The following is a 15,720-nucleotide window of genomic DNA, read 5'->3' on the forward strand; positions in this document are numbered from 1 at the left end:
CGGCGGCGTTCGCATTGCCCGGGACTTTCGGCGCTCGCGCCACTAGGTTGCAGGGATGAGCAAGACGCGCATCGAAACCGACAGCTTCGGCGAGATCGCCGTTCCGGCCGAGCGGCTATGGGGAGCGCAGACCCAGCGCAGCCTGGAGAACTTCCGCATCGGCGGCGAACGGATGCCGCTGCCGGTGGTGCACGCCCTCGGGGTGATCAAGGGCGCGGCGGCGCGCGCGAACCGCAAGCTGGGCCTGCTCGACAACAGACTGGCCGGCGCGATTGAAGCCGCCGCCGCCGAAGTCGCCGCTGGCAGGCTCGACGGCGAGTTCCCGCTGGTCGTGTGGCAGACCGGCTCGGGCACGCAGAGCAACATGAACGCCAACGAGGTCATCGCCAACAAGGCCAACCTCGCGCTCGGCGGCGAGCTCGGGGCGAAGAGCCCGGTGCACCCGAACGACCACGTCAACATGAGCCAGTCGTCCAACGATACCTTCCCGAGCGCGATGCATATCGCCGCCGCGCGGGAAGTGACCGGCGAGTTGGTGCCGGCGCTCAAAGCGATGCACGCGCAACTGGCCTCTAAGAGTCAAGCCTGGGACGCCATCGTCAAGATCGGGCGCACGCACACGCAGGACGCGACGCCGCTGACGCTGGGGCAGGAGTTCTCCGGTTATGCGCGCCAGGTCGAGGCCGGGATCGAGCGCGTCGAACTGACGTTGCCCGGGCTCTATCAACTGGCCCAAGGCGGGACGGCGGTCGGTACCGGGCTCAATGCCCCGAAGGGCTTTGCCGACCTCGTCGCCGCCGAGATCGCCGAGGCGACCGGGTTGCCGTTCGTCAGTGCGCCGAACAAGTTTGAGGCGCTCGCTTCGCAGGACGCGCTGTTGTTTGCCCACGGCGCGCTCGCCACCCTGGCGGCGGCGCTCCACAAGATCGCCAATGACATCCGGCTGCTCGGCTCGGGCCCGCGCTCGGGCCTCGGCGAGCTGGCGCTCCCGGAAAACGAACCAGGTTCGTCGATCATGCCCGGCAAGGTCAACCCGACGCAATGCGAAGCGCTGACGCAAGTCTGCGCGCAAGTGTTCGGCAACCAGGCGGCGATCCAGTTCGCCGACAGCCAGGGCCAGTTCGAACTCAACACCTACCGCCCGGCGATGGCCAGCGCCTTCCTTCAATCGGTGCGGCTGCTGGCCGACGCGTCGGCGAGCTTCACCGAACATTTGCTCGAAGGTCTCGAACCGCGGCGCGAGAACATCAACGCCGGGGTTGAGCGCTCGTTAATGCTGGTCACCGCGCTGGCGCCGACGATCGGCTACGACAAGGCGGCCAAGATCGCCAAGGCGGCGCATGAGCAAGCGATCACCTTGCGCGAGGCGGCGCTCGCCAGCGGCGCGGTCAGCCCGGAGGACTACGACCGCATCGTGCGGCCGGAGACGATGCTCGGCCCGGACCGTTGAGCGACGTGCCCTACCACCCGCCGGTCAAGCGTTCGGTCGAGATCGCCGGGCACAAGACCTCGATCAGCCTCGAACCGCTGTTCTGGAACATGCTTCGCGCCGCGGCGATGCGCGAAGGCGTGCCGCTCAACGCGCTGGTCGCGCGGATCGACGAGGAACGAATTCGCGCCGACACCCCGCCCGGGCTCGCCGGCGCGATCCGCCTCTGGCTGGTGGCGAACGGTGCTCAGTAGTTCGAGGGCGGGTCCGACGCGGGGAAGCTCTGGTCGACTTCCTCGTCGGTCTTCTCCCATGTGCGTTTGGGCTTGTCGGCCATCGCCTCGGGCCCCGCGTCGCGCACCTTGGCGAAGTTCTCGTCGCCGGGCTGACCGGTGGCGAACGCAGCCGGCGAACGCGACTGCTGGCTTTCGTAATACTTGTAGGCAACGTAGCCGAGCGCCCCGAGCGCGGCGAGCTTGAGCAGAGCCATGACGATCTCCTTCTTTCCTTCGCCACCTGCAACGCTCGGCGCCCGCCTTGGGTCCACTCGGGACGTCGTGAATCGGGACCCGCTCGGGCCGCGCTGCGCCATTGACGGCAGGCCCGCCGCACCCGTATCGCCGCGCGCATGACCAGCCCCCGCAAGCCGATCCGCAAAGCGGTGTTCCCGGTTGCCGGACTGGGAACCCGCTTCCTCCCCGCGACCAAGGCGATCCCCAAGGAACTGCTGCCGATCGTCGACCGGCCGCTGATCCAGTACGCGGTCGACGAGGCACGCGAGGCCGGCATCGAGCAGATGATCTTCGTCACCGGCCGCGGCAAGACCGCCATCGTCGAGCACTTCGATGTAGCCTACGAGCTCGAGGCGACGATGAGCGAGCGCGGCAAGGACATGGCGATCCTCGAGCCGACCCGGTTCACACCCGGCGACATCATCACAGTCCGCCAGCAGGTTCCACTCGGGCTGGGTCACGCGATCTGGTGCGCGCGGGCGATCGTCGGCGACGAACCGTTCGCGATCATCCTTCCCGACGAGTTGATGGTCGGCACGCCGGGCTGCATGGCGCAGATGGTCGAGGCCTATAACGAGGTCGGCGGCAACCTGATCAGCGTGCTCGAACTGCCGCGCGAGGAAGTCTCGAGCTACGGCGTGATCGATCCCGGCGAAACCCGCGGCGCGCTGACCGAGGTCCGCGGCCTGGTCGAGAAGCCGCCTGTTGAACTGGCGCCGTCGAATAAGATCGTCTCGGGCCGCTACATCCTCCAGCCGGAAGTCATGCGCACGCTCGAGAACCAGGAAAAAGGCGCCGGCGGCGAGATCCAGCTGACCGACGCGATGGCCCGGATGATCGGGCAGCAGCCGTTCCACGCGGTCACGTTCAACGGGCGCCGGTTCGATTGCGGAAGCAAGACCGGCTTCGTCGAGGCGACGCTGGCGCTCGCGCTCGAACGCCCCGACATGGGCGCAGAGGTGCGCGCGATGGCCGAGCGCCTGCTGGCGCGTTAGGGCAAACGAAAACGGCGGCGAGATCGCTCGCCGCCCTTTCGCCAGCCGTCCAGGAAAGCGTTATTCGTCGTCGCCGCCGCCGAGCGCCGTGGCGTTCGCAGCAACCGCCAGCGTGCCCAGCTGCATGTAGGGGGTGGGATCGACCGCCTCGCCGTCGATGCGCACTTCGTAATGCAGGTGCGGACCGGTCGAGCGACCGGTGCTGCCGACGTACCCGATCACGTCACCCTTGTGGACCTGCTGGCCTTCGACGACGTTGTATGCCGACAGGTGGCCGTAGCGGGTTTCCATGTCCCCGCCGTGGGCGATCTCGATGAAATTGCCGTAGCTGCTGAACCACGAAGCCTTTTCGACAACCCCGTCGGCAGGAGCGAGAACCGGGGTGCCCGAGGCGACCGCCAGGTCGAGACCTTTGTGCATGCGGGTGCCGCCGAGGATCGGGTGCTCGCGCTCGCCGAAAGAGCTGCTCAGGCGGAATCCCTGGACCGGCGCGATCGAGGGCACGGCCACCATCGGCTGCGGCGCCCCGATCCGGCTGCCCGGGCTGTCGAGCTTCTTCCAGCTGGCGAACAGTTGGGTGAATTCCTTGTCGCCCCGGCCAAGCGGACCGGCCGCTTCGCCCTTGATGGCGCCGGAGATCTGCGTCGTGGCCGCGGTGCCGGTTGCCGAGGCGTCGTTGGCCATCGCCGGATGAGCCGCGATCGCGCCCGCCGCGATGGCGAGGCCTGCGACAGCGCGAATGGCCCGGTTGATAAGCATGCGACCTAGTTCCCGTCCTTGGCCGGCCGCATATGTGGCCGGTGAATCCCATCAGAGGCGCCCGAACCGTTCACAGATCTGGGCCTCGCGAATTTTTTGGAGATGGTCGGAACCCCCCGCCCGTCTCGCTGGTTGGGAGGTAACGGGGAAAAAGTTAACTACGCAACACCAGCGCCCCAACTGCGCGACCAACCGGCTGCTCGGCGCGGCGAGTCGTTGAATGGCGGCTATGGATCGCTATCAGATAGCCAATCATCCGAATTCGGGCACAATCGTGCGCACGGCTTACCGTGCGCGAGGAACGGCTCAAGGAACGCTTGGCGCATATCGCTCAATGGCGAATCATGCCGTCAATGATTCGTCGCAAAAGCGACCGACCGGCCGGTCTAATTGATCGGGTTTTGACTCGCGGGCCCCTGGACCGCCTGAGGTTGGCGACTTGATCGGGCTTCCGCCTGCCTTGTGAGAGACGAGCGATACCCCAGCTTGTGGCGCGTGCGAACATCGAGGCGTTCGCAAGGTCCGAAGGCGGCGAAAGACCGCAGCGGTTCGCCTTTCGTCGCAGGTGGCTGCAGCAGTCGCTTCAATTGGACGCCCCAGTAACCGAATTCGCGGCGGAAGAACCTGCCGAATTTCCTCGTCGTCTCGATTCGGTCGACGGCAAAGCTGGCAGCCACCGACTTTGCCGCTGCGCGCCAGTCACGGACCAGAAAATAGCCCTTCGCCAGCGTGAGGTAAGCCTGGACGAGCGCTCGCTCGCGCACCTCTTCGGCCAGGCCTTCGTCGCCGACGATATTCTTGATCACGGCGAGCTTGCTCAGCCGCATCATGACGATGTCGCTGGACATCTGGGCGGTATGAAGGCGATACCCGACGAGGAATTCGCGGACGAGTTCCATCTTCGAGCGGCGAAGCAATTTCAGCTGAAATTCTAGGTCCTCGCACCCGCCGATGCCGGCCTTGGCATACTCGGAATTGAATCCTCCGACGGCCAGCGCGAGGTCGCGCCGCACAAGCAGGTTGCTGCCGTTGCCGACCGGGTTCCACACGAGGTGCTCTTCGAAGAAATCGCCCCGCTCGTGCGACGAAGGGGCATCGTCGAGGACGATGTCGAAGCTATCGATCATCCGGTGCAGCGTATAGCATGAGCCCCATGCGGGGCTGTGGCCGTGAGCGGCCAGAGCTTCCACCTGCTTCTCGATCTTCAGCGGGTGCCAAAGGTCGTCGGCATCGAGATAGGCGACATAGAGCGAATCCGCCATTTGCGTGCCGAGGTTGCGCGCCGCGGCCACGCCGGCATTCTCCGTCGTGACGACGCGGACATGGGGATGCTCGTCGGCGATGCGCCGAGCGATCCGCGCGGTGTCGTCGTCGGAACCGTCGTCGATGACGAGAATGTCCAGATTCGAATAGGTCTGGCCGAGCGCGCTGCCGAGCGCCCGCTCGATGTAAGATGCCATGTTGTGAGCAGGGATGACTGCCGTAACCTTGGGATGGGCGACCACGTTCGGCAATCCGCTTTCAGTTTCTGCTTCGACCTTGACGGGAGAAGCCGGGCCCTTCCGATGTGGCAAAGCTCTTGAACCACCCTCACGCAGCAAGCGAACAGGGACCCCGGCGCCTTATGCCAAGCTTCCTGAGGAGCAACAAGCCGTTCCCTTGAAGGGGCGACGTCAGTCTTGTATTGGGAAGGTCGCGTTGGCGGCCGCCAGCACCGCTTCGGCATGCCCCTTGACCTTCACCTTGCGCCACACTTGGACAATCCTGCCCTCCGGATCCACGAGATAAGTGGTGCGCTCCATCCCCATGTAGGTGCGGCCGTATAGCCGCTTTTCCGCCCAGATGCCGAGCGCATCGGCGAGGCCATTCTCTACCGGGTCGGACGCCAGCGGAGCAACAAGGCCGTATTTGGTGGTGAACTTCTCGTGCTTCTTCGGCGGATCCTTGCTCACCCCGAGCAAAGCGACGCCCGCCCTTTCGAACTCTGCGGCGAGCGCAGAGAAGTCCTTGTTCTCGGTGGTGCAGCCAGGCGTGTCGTCCTTCGGGTAGAAGAACATCACCAGCGGTCGGCCACGAAAATCCGATGGCCGCACGCTGCCGCCGCCGGGCGTTTCGAGCGCGATGTCGGGGATCGTGTCGCCGACGTCCGGACGAGTGGTCATGTCCTGTCCTCCAGGTCTTGGCCGAAAGTCTCGGCCCAGGCTTCCGCGACTCCATGCCGCGCTTCTTCCACCGCGCGCAAGAGTGCGGCGAAATCGCGCGCTCCGCAGGCGGCGGCGAGCACGCGCCCCGCGCCTTCAGGTGGGACTTGCCCGTCGGGCGCCAGCAGGCGGGCAGCGACCAGCAGACGCGTGAGCAAGTCGTGCTGCGCGCCGAACTGAGCCGGTAGCAGCCCAGCGAGGGAGAGCTCGGCGATTGCCCGGCCGAGATCCGGAGTGAAGCCGATGCGCTCGCGCAGCTGCAGGTAATGGATGATGAATTCGCAATCGATCAGACCGCCGCGCTGCAGCTTGGCGTCGAGCGGGCCGGTGGGCTTCTTGTTGGCGGCGATCTCGCCGCGCATCTTGAGGACGTCGGCGCGCAACTTCTCGGGCTCGCGCTCCTGTCGCAGTACCGCGTCGATGATCCGCTGCAGCTCGGCTTTCGCGGCGTCCGGACCGAACAGCGGCCGCGCGCGAGCAAGCGCCATGTGCTCCCAGGTCCAGGCGTCCTTGCGCTGGTAGCGCGCGAAGCTGTCCAGGCTGACGGCCAGCGGCCCTTGCGTCCCTTGCGGACGCAGTCGGGTGTCGATTTCGTAGAGAGCGCCGGCAGCGGTCGGCACGCTTAGCGCGGCGGTCACACGCTGCGCCAGGCGGTTGAAATAGAGCGACGCCGTCAGCGGGCGTTGGCCGTCCGATTCGGCTCCGATCTCTCCGGTAAAGAGGTAGATCACGTCGAGATCGGAAGCGTGTGTGAGCGCGCCGCCGCCGAGGCGGCCGAGCCCGAGAACGAGCAGGTCGCCGCCAGCGATGCGACCGTGCACCGCCTCGAACTCCTCGATTGCCGCGGATGCCCCGCTGTCCAGCGCTGCTTCGGCCACGCGGGCGAGGCCGGCGGCGATTTCCAGCGGATCGTGCTGCGCCTCAACCAGTTGCACCCCCAGCGCAAAGCGCGCCTCGCCGACGACCGCACGAATCCGGTCGAGCCGCCGCTCGTAGTCCTCCGGCGCCTCGCGCATCTGGACGGCCAGCTCGTCCACCGAACTCGGCAGGTCGAGCGCGCGGGTATCGATCAGCGCATCGAGCCATTCGGGATGGCGACCGAGGCCTTCGGCGAGCGGCTCGGCGAGGGTGACGAGGCGCAGGACCTGGTCGAGGAGGCCCGGCCGGGCTTCGAACAGGCGGAACAGGTTGATCGCGGTGGAGACACGCTCGAGCACGGTTTCGAGACGAGTCATCGCCCGCTCGGGCTCGGGCGCGGCAGCGAGCGCCTCGACCAGCGCCGGCCGCAGCGCCGCGAGCGCCGCCCGCGCCTCGGAGCCGCGCAGCGTGCGCAAGGTGTCACGCCATTTGTCGATGCGGACCTCGATCCGCGCGACGGTCGCCTCGTCGCGCGCGGAAGGACGCGCCGGGCGGTCCTCGTCGCCGCCCAGAAGCGTGTCGTAGCGTGACGCCACGCGCGCCGTGATCGCTCGCAGCTCGTCGATCAGCGCGGTTCCATCCGGGAGGCCATCGAGACGCGCGACATTGTCGATCGCGGCGGTCTCGATGGGCAGCGAATGGGTCTGTCGGTCATCGACCATCTGGAGGCGGTGCTCGACGACGCGGAGGCGGTCGTAGCTCTCGCCGAGCATGGCGGCGTCGCCAGGCGAGACGATCCCCGCTTCGGCGAGCGCGTCAAGCGCGGCCCGGGTGCCGCGCACTTGCAGCGCCGGGTGGCGGCCGCCGTGGATTAGCTGCTGGGTCTGGGCGAAGAATTCGATCTCCCGGATGCCGCCGCGCCCGCGCTTAAGATCGTAGCCGGGCCCCGGCTCGGCTGGCCCCTTGTGGTGGTCGCGAATCCGCGCGGTCAGCCGGCGGATTTCCTCGAGTGCGGTGAAATCGAGGCTGCGGCGCCAGACGAACGGGGAAATCGCGGCGAGGAAGGCTTCGCCGGCGGCGACATCGCCGGCAGCCGCTCGCGCGCGAATGAAGGCGGCGCGCTCCCAGGCGAGTGCCGAGCTCTCGTAATGCGTCAGCGCGGCGTCGAACGAAATCGCCAGCGGACTCACTTCCGACGCCGGGCGCAGGCGGAGGTCGACGCGGAAGACGTAGCCATCGGCGGTCTGCTCGCTCAGCAGTGCGAGCAGAGCGCGGGCGTAGCGTTGGGCGGCCTCGGCCGGTTCGTCACGTTCCCGTCGTGGCAGGCAGCCGGGATCGTAGAGGAGGATGGGGTCAATGTCGGAACTGTAGTTAAGCTCCCGCGCACCCTGCTTACCGAGCGCGAGCGCCGTAAAGCCCACAGCTTCGGCAGTGGGCACGCGCCGCCGAATCGCCTCGGTCATCGCGGCATCGAGCGCGCGGTCGGCGAAGTTGCTCAATTCACGCATCACGCGCGGCAGGGCAAAGGCGCCGGCAAGGTCGCCGACGGCAAGCGCCACGGCCAGCGCCGAGCGTTCGCGGCGCAAGCCGCCGCCCACATCGTCGTCTTCGCCCACTGCGCGGGCATGGGCGAGCGCCTGGTCGCCGTGGCCCTGGGCCAACAGCGCCTCGAGCTCGGGCTGCCGGTCGAGCCCGAGCGCGAGGAACGGAGCATGCCCTCGCGCCCGCGCAAGCGCGCCCGCCCAGTCCGCTTGCGAGAGATGGGTCATCGCTCCTCACCTGCATGGGCTGGGCGGTAAGGGCAAGGGGCGCTTGTGGCGCGGCGGCGGCTTTGCCAAGGGAACGTCCGACGCCGTTGCCACGCCGAGCCCTTGGGATGCCCCTTCGATGACCACACCGCTACCGATGCCGGCCGAATTCTCCGAGCAGGAATGGATCTGGATCGGCTTTCCGCACGACGCATCGTTGTGGGAAGAGTCACTGGTTCCGGCGCAACAGCAGATCGCCGCTTATGCCAACGCCGTCGCCGAGACCGGGCAGCAGGTCCGACTTGTGGTGCACGACGCGGCCAACGAAGCACACGCGCGGGGGCTGGTGAGCGGGTCGGTCGTGCTTGAGCGGCACCCATATGGCGACATCTGGTTGCGCGATACTGGGCCCCTGGTTCTGTTCGACACGACCGGCAGACGGTTCGCCCGCAAGTTCGGCTTCAACGGCTGGGGCGGCAAGTACGACGACATGGACGGCGATCAGGAAGTCGGCGCATCGCTCGCCAAGGCGGCCGGCCTGCCGCTCGAACTATCAGACTGGATTCTCGAGGGAGGGGCGATCGAGACCGACGGCATGGGGCTGGCGGTCACCACCGAGCAATGCCTGCTCAATCCGAATCGCAACCCTAGTCTGTCGCGGGCGGACATCGAGGAACGCCTCCGGCTTGAGTTGGGCCTGCGCGACGTTCTGTGGCTCGGCGAGGGGCTCGTCTGCGACCACACCGACGGGCATGTCGACAACCTTGCCCGCTTCGTCGCCCCCGGCGAGCTGGCGATCCCTCTGGCGACAGGCCCCGACGATCCCAACGCGGCGATCTATGAAGATGCCCGCGCGCGCGCGCGCGGCTTCGGGCTGATCGTCCGCGACGTCCCTTCACCGGGGAGGATCGAAGCGGGTAGCCAGGTCGAGCCGGCCAGCTACATGAACTTTGCCGTCTGCAACGACATCGTTGTCGTGCCGACTTACGCAACGGTCCACGACGCCGACGGGGTCGCCGCCATCGGCGAGCTGTTTCCCGACCGCGCGACGATCGGCATCCCGGCCGATGCCGTGCTCACCGGCGGCGGCAGCTTCCATTGCGCCAGCCAGCAGGTGCCCAGGCGGCCGCGTTAGCGCTTCGTTAGCGATTGTGGCGGACAATTCCCGCCATGACCCGCGCCGTCGCCTACGCTCGCCAAGTTACGTTCGACACCGTCGAAGCGGCGCGTTCGGTCATCGTGGCCGCTTGTGCCCTGGCGTTGATTGCCGCCGGCCAGGCGCTCCCCTTTTAGAGAAAGTCATGCCGCGGGCGCGCATGTTCGCCCGCTGACGAGCGCGGGCCTAACGCCAAGTAAATAGCGGAATCGGCAGCTAGCCCGGCGAATAGGCCTCGCTGAGAGCTGCTGCGACAAGCGCGTCTATCGCCCACCGACGCACTTCGCGCGCCTCGTTCTCGCCGAGGCCGACGACGTCGTTGAGCGCGAGGAAGCCCTCAGTGCCAACGACCATCGCCAGCGCTTGCGCCAGCCGCGTGGTGCGCGTCCAGCCGAGGCGCGGCTCGAACGGCGCGAGCGCCTGCTCGAGCAGCGGCACCCGGCGATTCTGGCGCAGCGGCGGCTCGTCCGCCGCGCGGCCTATCGAGCGCTCGAGCATGCGCGCGAGCATCAGCCGCAGCGGCACTTCTTGCGCGCGGCAGGCCTTGTCGAAGGTGTCGTCGACCAGCGCGATGCGATCGAACGGATCGCTTGGGGCCTGGGCGTCGAACAGGTCGGTCGCCTCGGGAACCATCAGGTCGACCGCCGCCTCGCTCAGCAGCGCGTCGAGACCGGGGAAGTAGCGGTAGGCCGTAGCGCGCGAGACCATGGCCTCCTCGGCGATCTCGTCGAGGCTCGGCTTGCTCCCGCGCTTGAGCAAGGCGCCCGCGGCGCGGACGATCGCCTGCCGGGTGCGCGCCTTTTGGTTGGCTCTCACGCCAGTTGCTGCGCGATAGCGGCGCTGTCGAGCCAGACCTGCTCGCCGGCGATCCTGCCGTCTTCGGCGAAGCGCAGGACGTGGAGCAGGCGGAATTCGAGCGGGCGGCCGCGACCCTCGAAGCCGAACGGGCGGCCCACGGCCTTGCCGCGCCAGATCGATTCGTCGACCATGAAGCCATCGCCATAAAGCCGGCGCACGCTGCGGACCTGGCCCTCAGCGAGATCGGCGAACAGGCTTTCGTAGAACGCGCGCGCCTGGGCCGGGCTGCGGCTCGGGCCGAGCGGCCAGCCGACGATGTCGTGCTCGACGTCGTCGGTGAGGGTCGACAGGACGCCCTCGACATCGTCGCGCGCTTCGAAGCCGAAGTGCTCGTCGAGCTTGGCGTCCATCTGGGCCGGAGTCAGCATGCGAATCACCCCTGAAGTTGGATATATATCGCATAACGAGATTATAGTCTCATGTAAAGACGGTGGACGCGCCGCGGGGGCACCGCTAACCGCGCGCCTCCATGTCCAACCGTCGTACCTTCGCGATCATCTCGCACCCCGACGCGGGGAAGACCACGCTTACCGAGAAGCTGTTGCTTCAGGGCGGCGCGATCCATCTCGCCGGTGAGGTCAAGGCGCGCGGGGCTGCGCGGCGTGCACGGTCGGACTGGATGAAGATCGAACAGCAGCGCGGCATCTCGGTGACCAGCTCGGTGATGACCTTCGAGCGCGACGGCATCGTCTTCAACTTGCTCGATACGCCCGGCCACGAAGACTTTTCCGAAGACACCTACCGCACGCTGACCGCGGTGGATTCGGCGATCATGGTGCTCGACGCTGCCAAGGGCATCGAGCCGCAGACGCGCAAGCTGTTCGAAGTCTGCCGGCTGCGCTCGGTGCCGATCATTACCTTCGTCAACAAGGTCGACCGCGAGGGCCGCTCGCCGTTCGAGCTGCTCGACGAAGTGGCCGACTTGCTCGCGCTCGACGTCTCGCCGCAAAGCTGGCCGGTCGGCATGGGCGGGATGTTCGAAGGCGTGCTCGATTTCGCGACCGGCGCGATCAGCCGCCCGGAAGGGCCGAGCAAGGAATTCCTCGGCAAACGCGACACCGGCGCCGAGCTGCCCCCCGGGATCGCTGACGAGATCGAGCTAGCCCGCGGCGGCTATCCCGAGTTCGACGTCGAAGCTTACCGCCACGGCGACCTGACGCCGGTCTATTTCGGCTCGGCGCTGAAGAACTTCGGCGTGGCCGAGCTGATCGATGCGATCGCCAAGTACGCGCCGCCGCCGCGCCCGCAGCCGAGCGCGAATGGGCCGATCAGTCCGGAGCGCGACGAGGTCACCGGCTTCGTGTTCAAGGTCCAGGCCAACATGGACCCACAGCACCGCGACCGCATCGCCTTCATGCGCATGGTGTCGGGCACCTTCAAACGCGGCATGAAGCTGACCCCTTCGGGCTCCGGCAAACCGATCGCTGTGCACGCGCCTATCCTGTTCTTCGCCCAGGACCGCGAGATCGCCGATACCGCCGAGGCGGGCGACATTATCGGCATTCCCAATCACGGCACGCTGCGGGTCGGTGACACGCTGAGCGAGAAAAACGACGTGCGCTTCACTGGGCTGCCCAATTTCGCGCCGGAAATCCTCCGCCGGGTCCAGCTCAAGGACCCGACCAAGACCAAGCAGTTGCGCAAGGCGCTCGACGACCTTTCGGAAGAGGGCGTGATCCAAGTGTTCTACCCGGAGTTCGGCGCACAGTGGGTGGTCGGTGTGGTCGGGCAGCTGCAGCTCGAGGTGCTCGTCAGCCGGCTCGAGGCCGAATACAAGGTCGAAGCCGCGCTCGAGGCCTCGCCGTTTGCTACCGCGCGCTGGCTCAAGGGGCCGCAGGCGGCGCTCGACACGTTCGCCGAATTCAACCGCGCCAACCTCGCCAAGGATCGCGACGGCGACCCGGTGTTCATGGCGAAGAGCCCATGGGACGTCGGCTATCAACAGGAAAAGAATCCTGAACTGGTCTTCTCGGCGACCAAGGAACGCTAACCTTGCGGTCGCCCCGCCGGGACGATAGCCGTGCCACATGGCCGATTTCTTCGACGCGCTGACCGAACGGCACAGCGCGATGATCGCACAGCAGCCGGTGTTTTTCGTCGCCACGGCGGCGGAGGGCGCGCGGATCAATCTGAGCCCCAAAGGCTACGACTGCTTCCGCATCCTTTCGCCGACGCGTGTCGGGTACCTCGACCTCGGCGGCTCGGGCAACGAGACCAACGCCCACCTCATGGCGGACGGGCGGATCACGCTGATGTTCTGCAATTTCCAGCAGCCGGCGCGGGTCCTGCGCATCTACGGGAAGGGTCAGCCGGTCGTCCCGTGGGACGGCGAGTGGGAGAAGCTCGCGCCGCATTTCACCCTGCTTCCGGGCACGCGACAGATCTTCGATATCGCGGTCGAAGGGGTGATGACGAGCTGCGGCTACGGCGTGCCGCTGATGAGCCTGGAACGCGAGCGACCGACGCTGCTGAAGAGCCACGCCAAGGCCGATCCGAACATTTGGGCGGGCAAGGCGCGTAATCACCGGCAGAGCATCGACGGCTTGCCGATCAAGACGACCGACCGCTACATCCCCGGCGCGCCGGGAACCGCGCCGGCCGACTGAGCACTCTTACCCGACCGTGCAGCTCACTTTCGCCAGTTACAATATCCACAAGGCGGTCGGCCTCGACGGCCGGCGCGATCCCGAACGCATTCTCGCGGTGCTGCGCGAGATCGACGCCGACATCGTCGCGTTGCAGGAAGTCGATCGGCGGTTCGGCCTGCGGGCGTCCGTCCTGCCGCGCCAGGCGCTCGAGGAGCATGGCTGGTGCCCGGCGCCGTTGCGCATGAAAGCGGCGAGCATCGGCTGGCACGGCAACGCCATCCTCGTGCGCCGCGGGATCGAGATCGCGGCCGCCGAGCCGATCGACCTGCCCCGGCTCGAGCCGCGCGGCGCGGTCTGCGCGCATCTGCGGGTCGATGGAAATCCGCTTCACGTGGTCGGCATGCACCTCGACTTGTCGGGCATTCGCCGGATGCACCAGATTCAGGCCATCCAGCTGCACATGAGCCAACGCGAAGGGCCGGCGGTGCTGATGGGCGACTTCAACGAATGGTCGCAGCGTCCCAGGTGCTTCACCGCTTTCGGCGAAGGCTGGACGGTTCTCTCTCCAGGACGCAGCTATCCCAGCCGCCGCCCGCTCGCGCAGCTCGACCGAATCGTCCATTCGCAAGGATGGAGCTGCGAAAGCGTCGGCGTGCACCACAGCGCGCTGGCCGCCGTGGCCTCGGACCACCTGCCGGTGATGGCGCGGCTGACAATTGCTGCCTAATTCGTAGGCAGGTTGCCTAATCGCGAGGCGAGGGCGCGGGGTGCGCAGACCGAAAGCGCGCGATATTGCACCGCAACATGAATTGGCACGCAAATTGCGTAGCTGGCCCCGGCCGGAAGCGATCCGGCAAGCAAGAGGGGTCAGTGATGAAATTCATCATCGCCATCATCAAGCCGTTCAAGCTCGACGAGGTCCGCGAGGCGCTCGGTGCCATCGGCGTCGCCGGGATGACGGTGACAGAGGTCAAGGGCTTTGGGCGGCAGAAGGGGCAGACGGAGATCTACCGCGGCGCGGAATACTCCACCAACATGCTGCCCAAGGTGAAACTCGAAATTGCCGCGAGCGACGCGCTCGCGCCGCAAGTGGTCGAGACCATCCAGCAAGCCGCCAGTACCGACAGCATCGGCGACGGGAAGATCTTCGTCCTCGACCTGGCCACCGCCACCCGCATTCGCACCGGCGAGACCGGCGACACCGCGCTCTGAGAGACATGAGGGGAAATATCATGATCCGCAAATTTCTCTGCGGCGCCGGGGCCATTGGGGCCTCGATGTTCGTCGCAACCGCCGCCTGGGCGCAGGACGCCGCCGCTGCGGCGGCGCCGACCGTCGACAAGGGCGACACCGCCTGGATGATGACATCCTCGCTGCTCGTCCTGATGATGATCGTCCCCGGCCTCGCGCTGTTCTACGGCGGCCTGGTCCGGACCAAGAACATGCTTTCGGTGATGACCCAGGTGGGCGCCGTCGGCGCCCTCGCCATGCTGATCTGGGTCGGGTGGGGTTACTCGATGTCGTTCGGCAACGACTTCTCCGGGGACTTCATCAAGCAGTTCATCTCGAACTTCGACAAGGCCTTCCTGATGGGTATCGGCCCGGACAGCACGGCGGCGACCTTTACCGCCGGCGTGGCTATCCCCGAGTACGTCTTCGTCTGCTTCCAGATGACCTTTGCGGCCATCACGGTCGCGCTGGTGCTAGGATCAGTCGTCGAACGCCTCAAGTTTTCGGCGGTCATGGTCTTCGCCGCGATCTGGCTGACGATCGTCTACTTCCCGATCGCCCATATGGTCTGGGCGGGCAGCGGCCTCTTCTTCGGCATGGGCGCGCTCGACTTCGCGGGCGGCACCGTGGTGCACATCAACTCGGGCGTTTCGGCACTTGTCGCCTGCCTGATGCTCGGCAAACGCATGGGCTATCCCGGTGAGCCGATGCCGCCGCACTCGCTGACGATGACGGCGATCGGCACCGGCCTGCTGTGGGTCGGCTGGTTCGGCTTCAACGCCGGCTCCGCGCTCGAAGCCAACGGCTCGGCCGGGCTGGCGATGATGAACACCTTCGTCGGAACGGCCGCGGGCGGCCTGGCGTGGATGGTCGCCGAGAAGATCGCAGGTCACAAGGCCTCGGCACTCGGCTTCTGCTCGGGCATCGTCGTGGGCCTGGTCGCCGTCACACCGGCGGCCGGCAACTCCGGACCGCTCGGCGCGATCGTCCTGTGCACCGTCGCCGCGTTTGTCTGCTATTTCGCGGTCACCAAGCTCAAGCCGAAGCTCGGCTACGACGACGCACTCGACACCTTTGGGGTGCACGGCGTGGGCGGAATGGTCGGCGCTTTGGGCACTGGCATCGTCTACTCCGCCGCGCTCGGCGGCCCGAGCGGCGATAGCTGGATGGGCATGGCTGCACAGCTCAAGGTCCAATTCTTGACCGTGGCGACGACGATCGCCTGGGCCGCCGTCGGTACCGCCATCGCAATCACCGTCGCCAAGGCGCTCACCGGCCTCAGGGTCGCGCCGGAAGTCGAGCTCGAGGGCCTCGACATCGGCGAGCACGGGGAGCGCGCTTACAACTACTGATCAACCACTTTGGCGGGGCCGAGACCTCTCTCCT

General features: G+C 67.0%; 17 protein-coding genes. 10 read left to right on the forward strand and 7 right to left on the reverse strand.

Annotated elements, in window-relative coordinates; all coding sequences use genetic code 11:
- Positions 1 to 55: 55 nt before the first annotated feature.
- Entirely contained in the window at positions 56 to 1,450 is a 1,395-nt protein-coding gene (fumC, locus tag G7B69_RS08050) for a class II fumarate hydratase (RefSeq protein ID WP_166177977.1), read from the forward strand.
- A complete protein-coding gene (locus tag G7B69_RS08055; protein WP_166177979.1) occupies positions 1,447 to 1,683 on the forward strand; it encodes a ribbon-helix-helix domain-containing protein in 237 nt (78 codons plus the stop codon). Before fumC ends, G7B69_RS08055 begins: the two co-directional genes overlap by 4 nt.
- On the opposite strand, the gene G7B69_RS08060 is transcribed toward G7B69_RS08055, so the two are convergent.
- Positions 1,677 to 1,919, reverse strand: coding sequence for a hypothetical protein (locus G7B69_RS08060; RefSeq protein WP_166177981.1), 243 nt, complete (start codon positions 1,917 to 1,919; stop codon positions 1,677 to 1,679). The genes G7B69_RS08055 and G7B69_RS08060 overlap by 7 nt on opposite strands.
- A 138-nt stretch (positions 1,920 to 2,057) precedes the next feature.
- On the opposite strand from G7B69_RS08060, the gene galU reads away from it, so the two are divergent.
- Positions 2,058 to 2,936 (forward strand): UTP--glucose-1-phosphate uridylyltransferase GalU, encoded by an 879-nt coding sequence (galU, locus tag G7B69_RS08065; protein WP_166177983.1) that lies wholly within the window; start codon positions 2,058 to 2,060, stop codon positions 2,934 to 2,936.
- A gap of 60 nt (positions 2,937 to 2,996) precedes the next feature.
- Here the strand turns inward: galU and G7B69_RS08070 are convergent, their stop codons facing one another.
- From G7B69_RS08070 to glnE, 4 genes are all read right to left on the reverse strand, one after another.
- On the reverse strand, positions 2,997 to 3,695 hold the full coding sequence (locus tag G7B69_RS08070; protein WP_166177985.1) for a M23 family metallopeptidase: 699 nt from the start codon (positions 3,693 to 3,695) through the stop codon (positions 2,997 to 2,999).
- Positions 3,696 to 4,081: 386 nt separating this feature from the next.
- Positions 4,082 to 5,200 (reverse strand): glycosyltransferase family 2 protein, encoded by a 1,119-nt coding sequence (locus G7B69_RS08075; RefSeq protein ID WP_279323155.1) that lies wholly within the window; start codon positions 5,198 to 5,200, stop codon positions 4,082 to 4,084.
- A 168-nt stretch (positions 5,201 to 5,368) separates the two neighbouring features.
- A complete protein-coding gene (locus G7B69_RS08080; RefSeq protein ID WP_166177989.1) occupies positions 5,369 to 5,857 on the reverse strand; it encodes a peroxiredoxin in 489 nt (162 codons plus the stop codon).
- Complete coding sequence (gene glnE, locus G7B69_RS08085) at positions 5,854 to 8,523, reverse strand: bifunctional [glutamate--ammonia ligase]-adenylyl-L-tyrosine phosphorylase/[glutamate--ammonia-ligase] adenylyltransferase (protein WP_166177991.1); 2,670 nt, start codon at positions 8,521 to 8,523, stop codon at positions 5,854 to 5,856. The genes G7B69_RS08080 and glnE overlap by 4 nt, the downstream gene beginning before the upstream one ends.
- Before the next feature lie 118 nt (positions 8,524 to 8,641).
- On the opposite strand from glnE, the gene G7B69_RS08090 reads away from it, so the two are divergent.
- Together G7B69_RS08090 and G7B69_RS16935 are read left to right on the forward strand one after the other, a co-directional pair.
- The gene (locus tag G7B69_RS08090) at positions 8,642 to 9,637 is read left to right on the forward strand and encodes an agmatine deiminase family protein (protein ID WP_166177993.1); all 996 of its coding nucleotides are present in this window, start codon (positions 8,642 to 8,644) and stop codon (positions 9,635 to 9,637) included.
- Between the two features lie 35 nt (positions 9,638 to 9,672).
- Positions 9,673 to 9,795 carry a hypothetical protein gene (locus tag G7B69_RS16935; protein WP_279323153.1) on the forward strand — a complete coding sequence of 41 codons (123 nt, stop codon included), beginning with the start codon at positions 9,673 to 9,675 and terminating at the stop codon, positions 9,793 to 9,795.
- A 79-nt stretch (positions 9,796 to 9,874) separates the two neighbouring features.
- Here G7B69_RS16935 and G7B69_RS08095 read toward each other — a convergent pair whose 3' ends face one another.
- Positions 9,875 to 10,474, reverse strand: a complete 600-nt coding sequence (locus G7B69_RS08095) for a TetR/AcrR family transcriptional regulator (protein WP_166177995.1) — start codon at positions 10,472 to 10,474, stop codon at positions 9,875 to 9,877.
- Entirely contained in the window at positions 10,471 to 10,884 is a 414-nt protein-coding gene (locus G7B69_RS08100) for an ester cyclase (RefSeq protein WP_166177997.1), read from the reverse strand. The genes G7B69_RS08095 and G7B69_RS08100 overlap by 4 nt, the downstream gene beginning before the upstream one ends.
- A 101-nt stretch (positions 10,885 to 10,985) precedes the next feature.
- On the opposite strand from G7B69_RS08100, the gene G7B69_RS08105 reads away from it, so the two are divergent.
- From G7B69_RS08105 to G7B69_RS08125, 5 genes are all read left to right on the forward strand, one after another.
- Positions 10,986 to 12,506 carry a peptide chain release factor 3 gene (locus G7B69_RS08105; protein ID WP_166177999.1) on the forward strand — a complete coding sequence of 507 codons (1,521 nt, stop codon included), beginning with the start codon at positions 10,986 to 10,988 and terminating at the stop codon, positions 12,504 to 12,506.
- Positions 12,507 to 12,543: 37 nt separating this feature from the next.
- Positions 12,544 to 13,122, forward strand: a complete 579-nt coding sequence (locus G7B69_RS08110; RefSeq protein ID WP_166178001.1) for a pyridoxamine 5'-phosphate oxidase family protein — start codon at positions 12,544 to 12,546, stop codon at positions 13,120 to 13,122.
- 16 nt (positions 13,123 to 13,138) lie between these two features.
- Positions 13,139 to 13,831, forward strand: coding sequence for an endonuclease/exonuclease/phosphatase family protein (locus G7B69_RS08115; RefSeq protein WP_166178003.1), 693 nt, complete (start codon positions 13,139 to 13,141; stop codon positions 13,829 to 13,831).
- Between the two features lie 146 nt (positions 13,832 to 13,977).
- Positions 13,978 to 14,316 carry a P-II family nitrogen regulator gene (locus tag G7B69_RS08120; protein WP_166178005.1) on the forward strand — a complete coding sequence of 113 codons (339 nt, stop codon included), beginning with the start codon at positions 13,978 to 13,980 and terminating at the stop codon, positions 14,314 to 14,316.
- Between the two features lie 20 nt (positions 14,317 to 14,336).
- Complete coding sequence (locus G7B69_RS08125) at positions 14,337 to 15,686, forward strand: ammonium transporter (RefSeq protein WP_166178007.1); 1,350 nt, start codon at positions 14,337 to 14,339, stop codon at positions 15,684 to 15,686.
- Positions 15,687 to 15,720 lie beyond the last annotated feature (34 nt).

It is taken from the genome of Croceibacterium segetis, assembly GCF_011320115.1.
GTDB lineage: Bacteria > Pseudomonadota > Alphaproteobacteria > Sphingomonadales > Sphingomonadaceae > Croceibacterium_B > Croceibacterium_B segetis.

Coding starts and splice junctions, on each gene's coding strand:
- fumC (WP_166177977.1), top strand. CDS start 56: ATGAGCAAGACGCGCATCGAAACCGACAGCTTCGGCGAGATCGCCGTT.
- G7B69_RS08060 (WP_166177981.1), bottom strand. CDS start 1,919: ATGGCTCTGCTCAAGCTCGCCGCGCTCGGGGCGCTCGGCTACGTTGCC.
- galU (WP_166177983.1), top strand. CDS start 2,058: ATGACCAGCCCCCGCAAGCCGATCCGCAAAGCGGTGTTCCCGGTTGCC.
- G7B69_RS08070 (WP_166177985.1), bottom strand. CDS start 3,695: ATGCTTATCAACCGGGCCATTCGCGCTGTCGCAGGCCTCGCCATCGCG.
- G7B69_RS08080 (WP_166177989.1), bottom strand. CDS start 5,857: ATGACCACTCGTCCGGACGTCGGCGACACGATCCCCGACATCGCGCTC.
- glnE (WP_166177991.1), bottom strand. CDS start 8,523: ATGACCCATCTCTCGCAAGCGGACTGGGCGGGCGCGCTTGCGCGGGCG.
- G7B69_RS08090 (WP_166177993.1), top strand. CDS start 8,642: ATGACCACACCGCTACCGATGCCGGCCGAATTCTCCGAGCAGGAATGG.
- G7B69_RS16935 (WP_279323153.1), top strand. CDS start 9,673: ATGACCCGCGCCGTCGCCTACGCTCGCCAAGTTACGTTCGACACCGTC.
- G7B69_RS08100 (WP_166177997.1), bottom strand. CDS start 10,884: ATGCTGACTCCGGCCCAGATGGACGCCAAGCTCGACGAGCACTTCGGC.
- G7B69_RS08105 (WP_166177999.1), top strand. CDS start 10,986: ATGTCCAACCGTCGTACCTTCGCGATCATCTCGCACCCCGACGCGGGG.
- G7B69_RS08110 (WP_166178001.1), top strand. CDS start 12,544: ATGGCCGATTTCTTCGACGCGCTGACCGAACGGCACAGCGCGATGATC.
- G7B69_RS08120 (WP_166178005.1), top strand. CDS start 13,978: ATGAAATTCATCATCGCCATCATCAAGCCGTTCAAGCTCGACGAGGTC.
- G7B69_RS08125 (WP_166178007.1), top strand. CDS start 14,337: ATGATCCGCAAATTTCTCTGCGGCGCCGGGGCCATTGGGGCCTCGATG.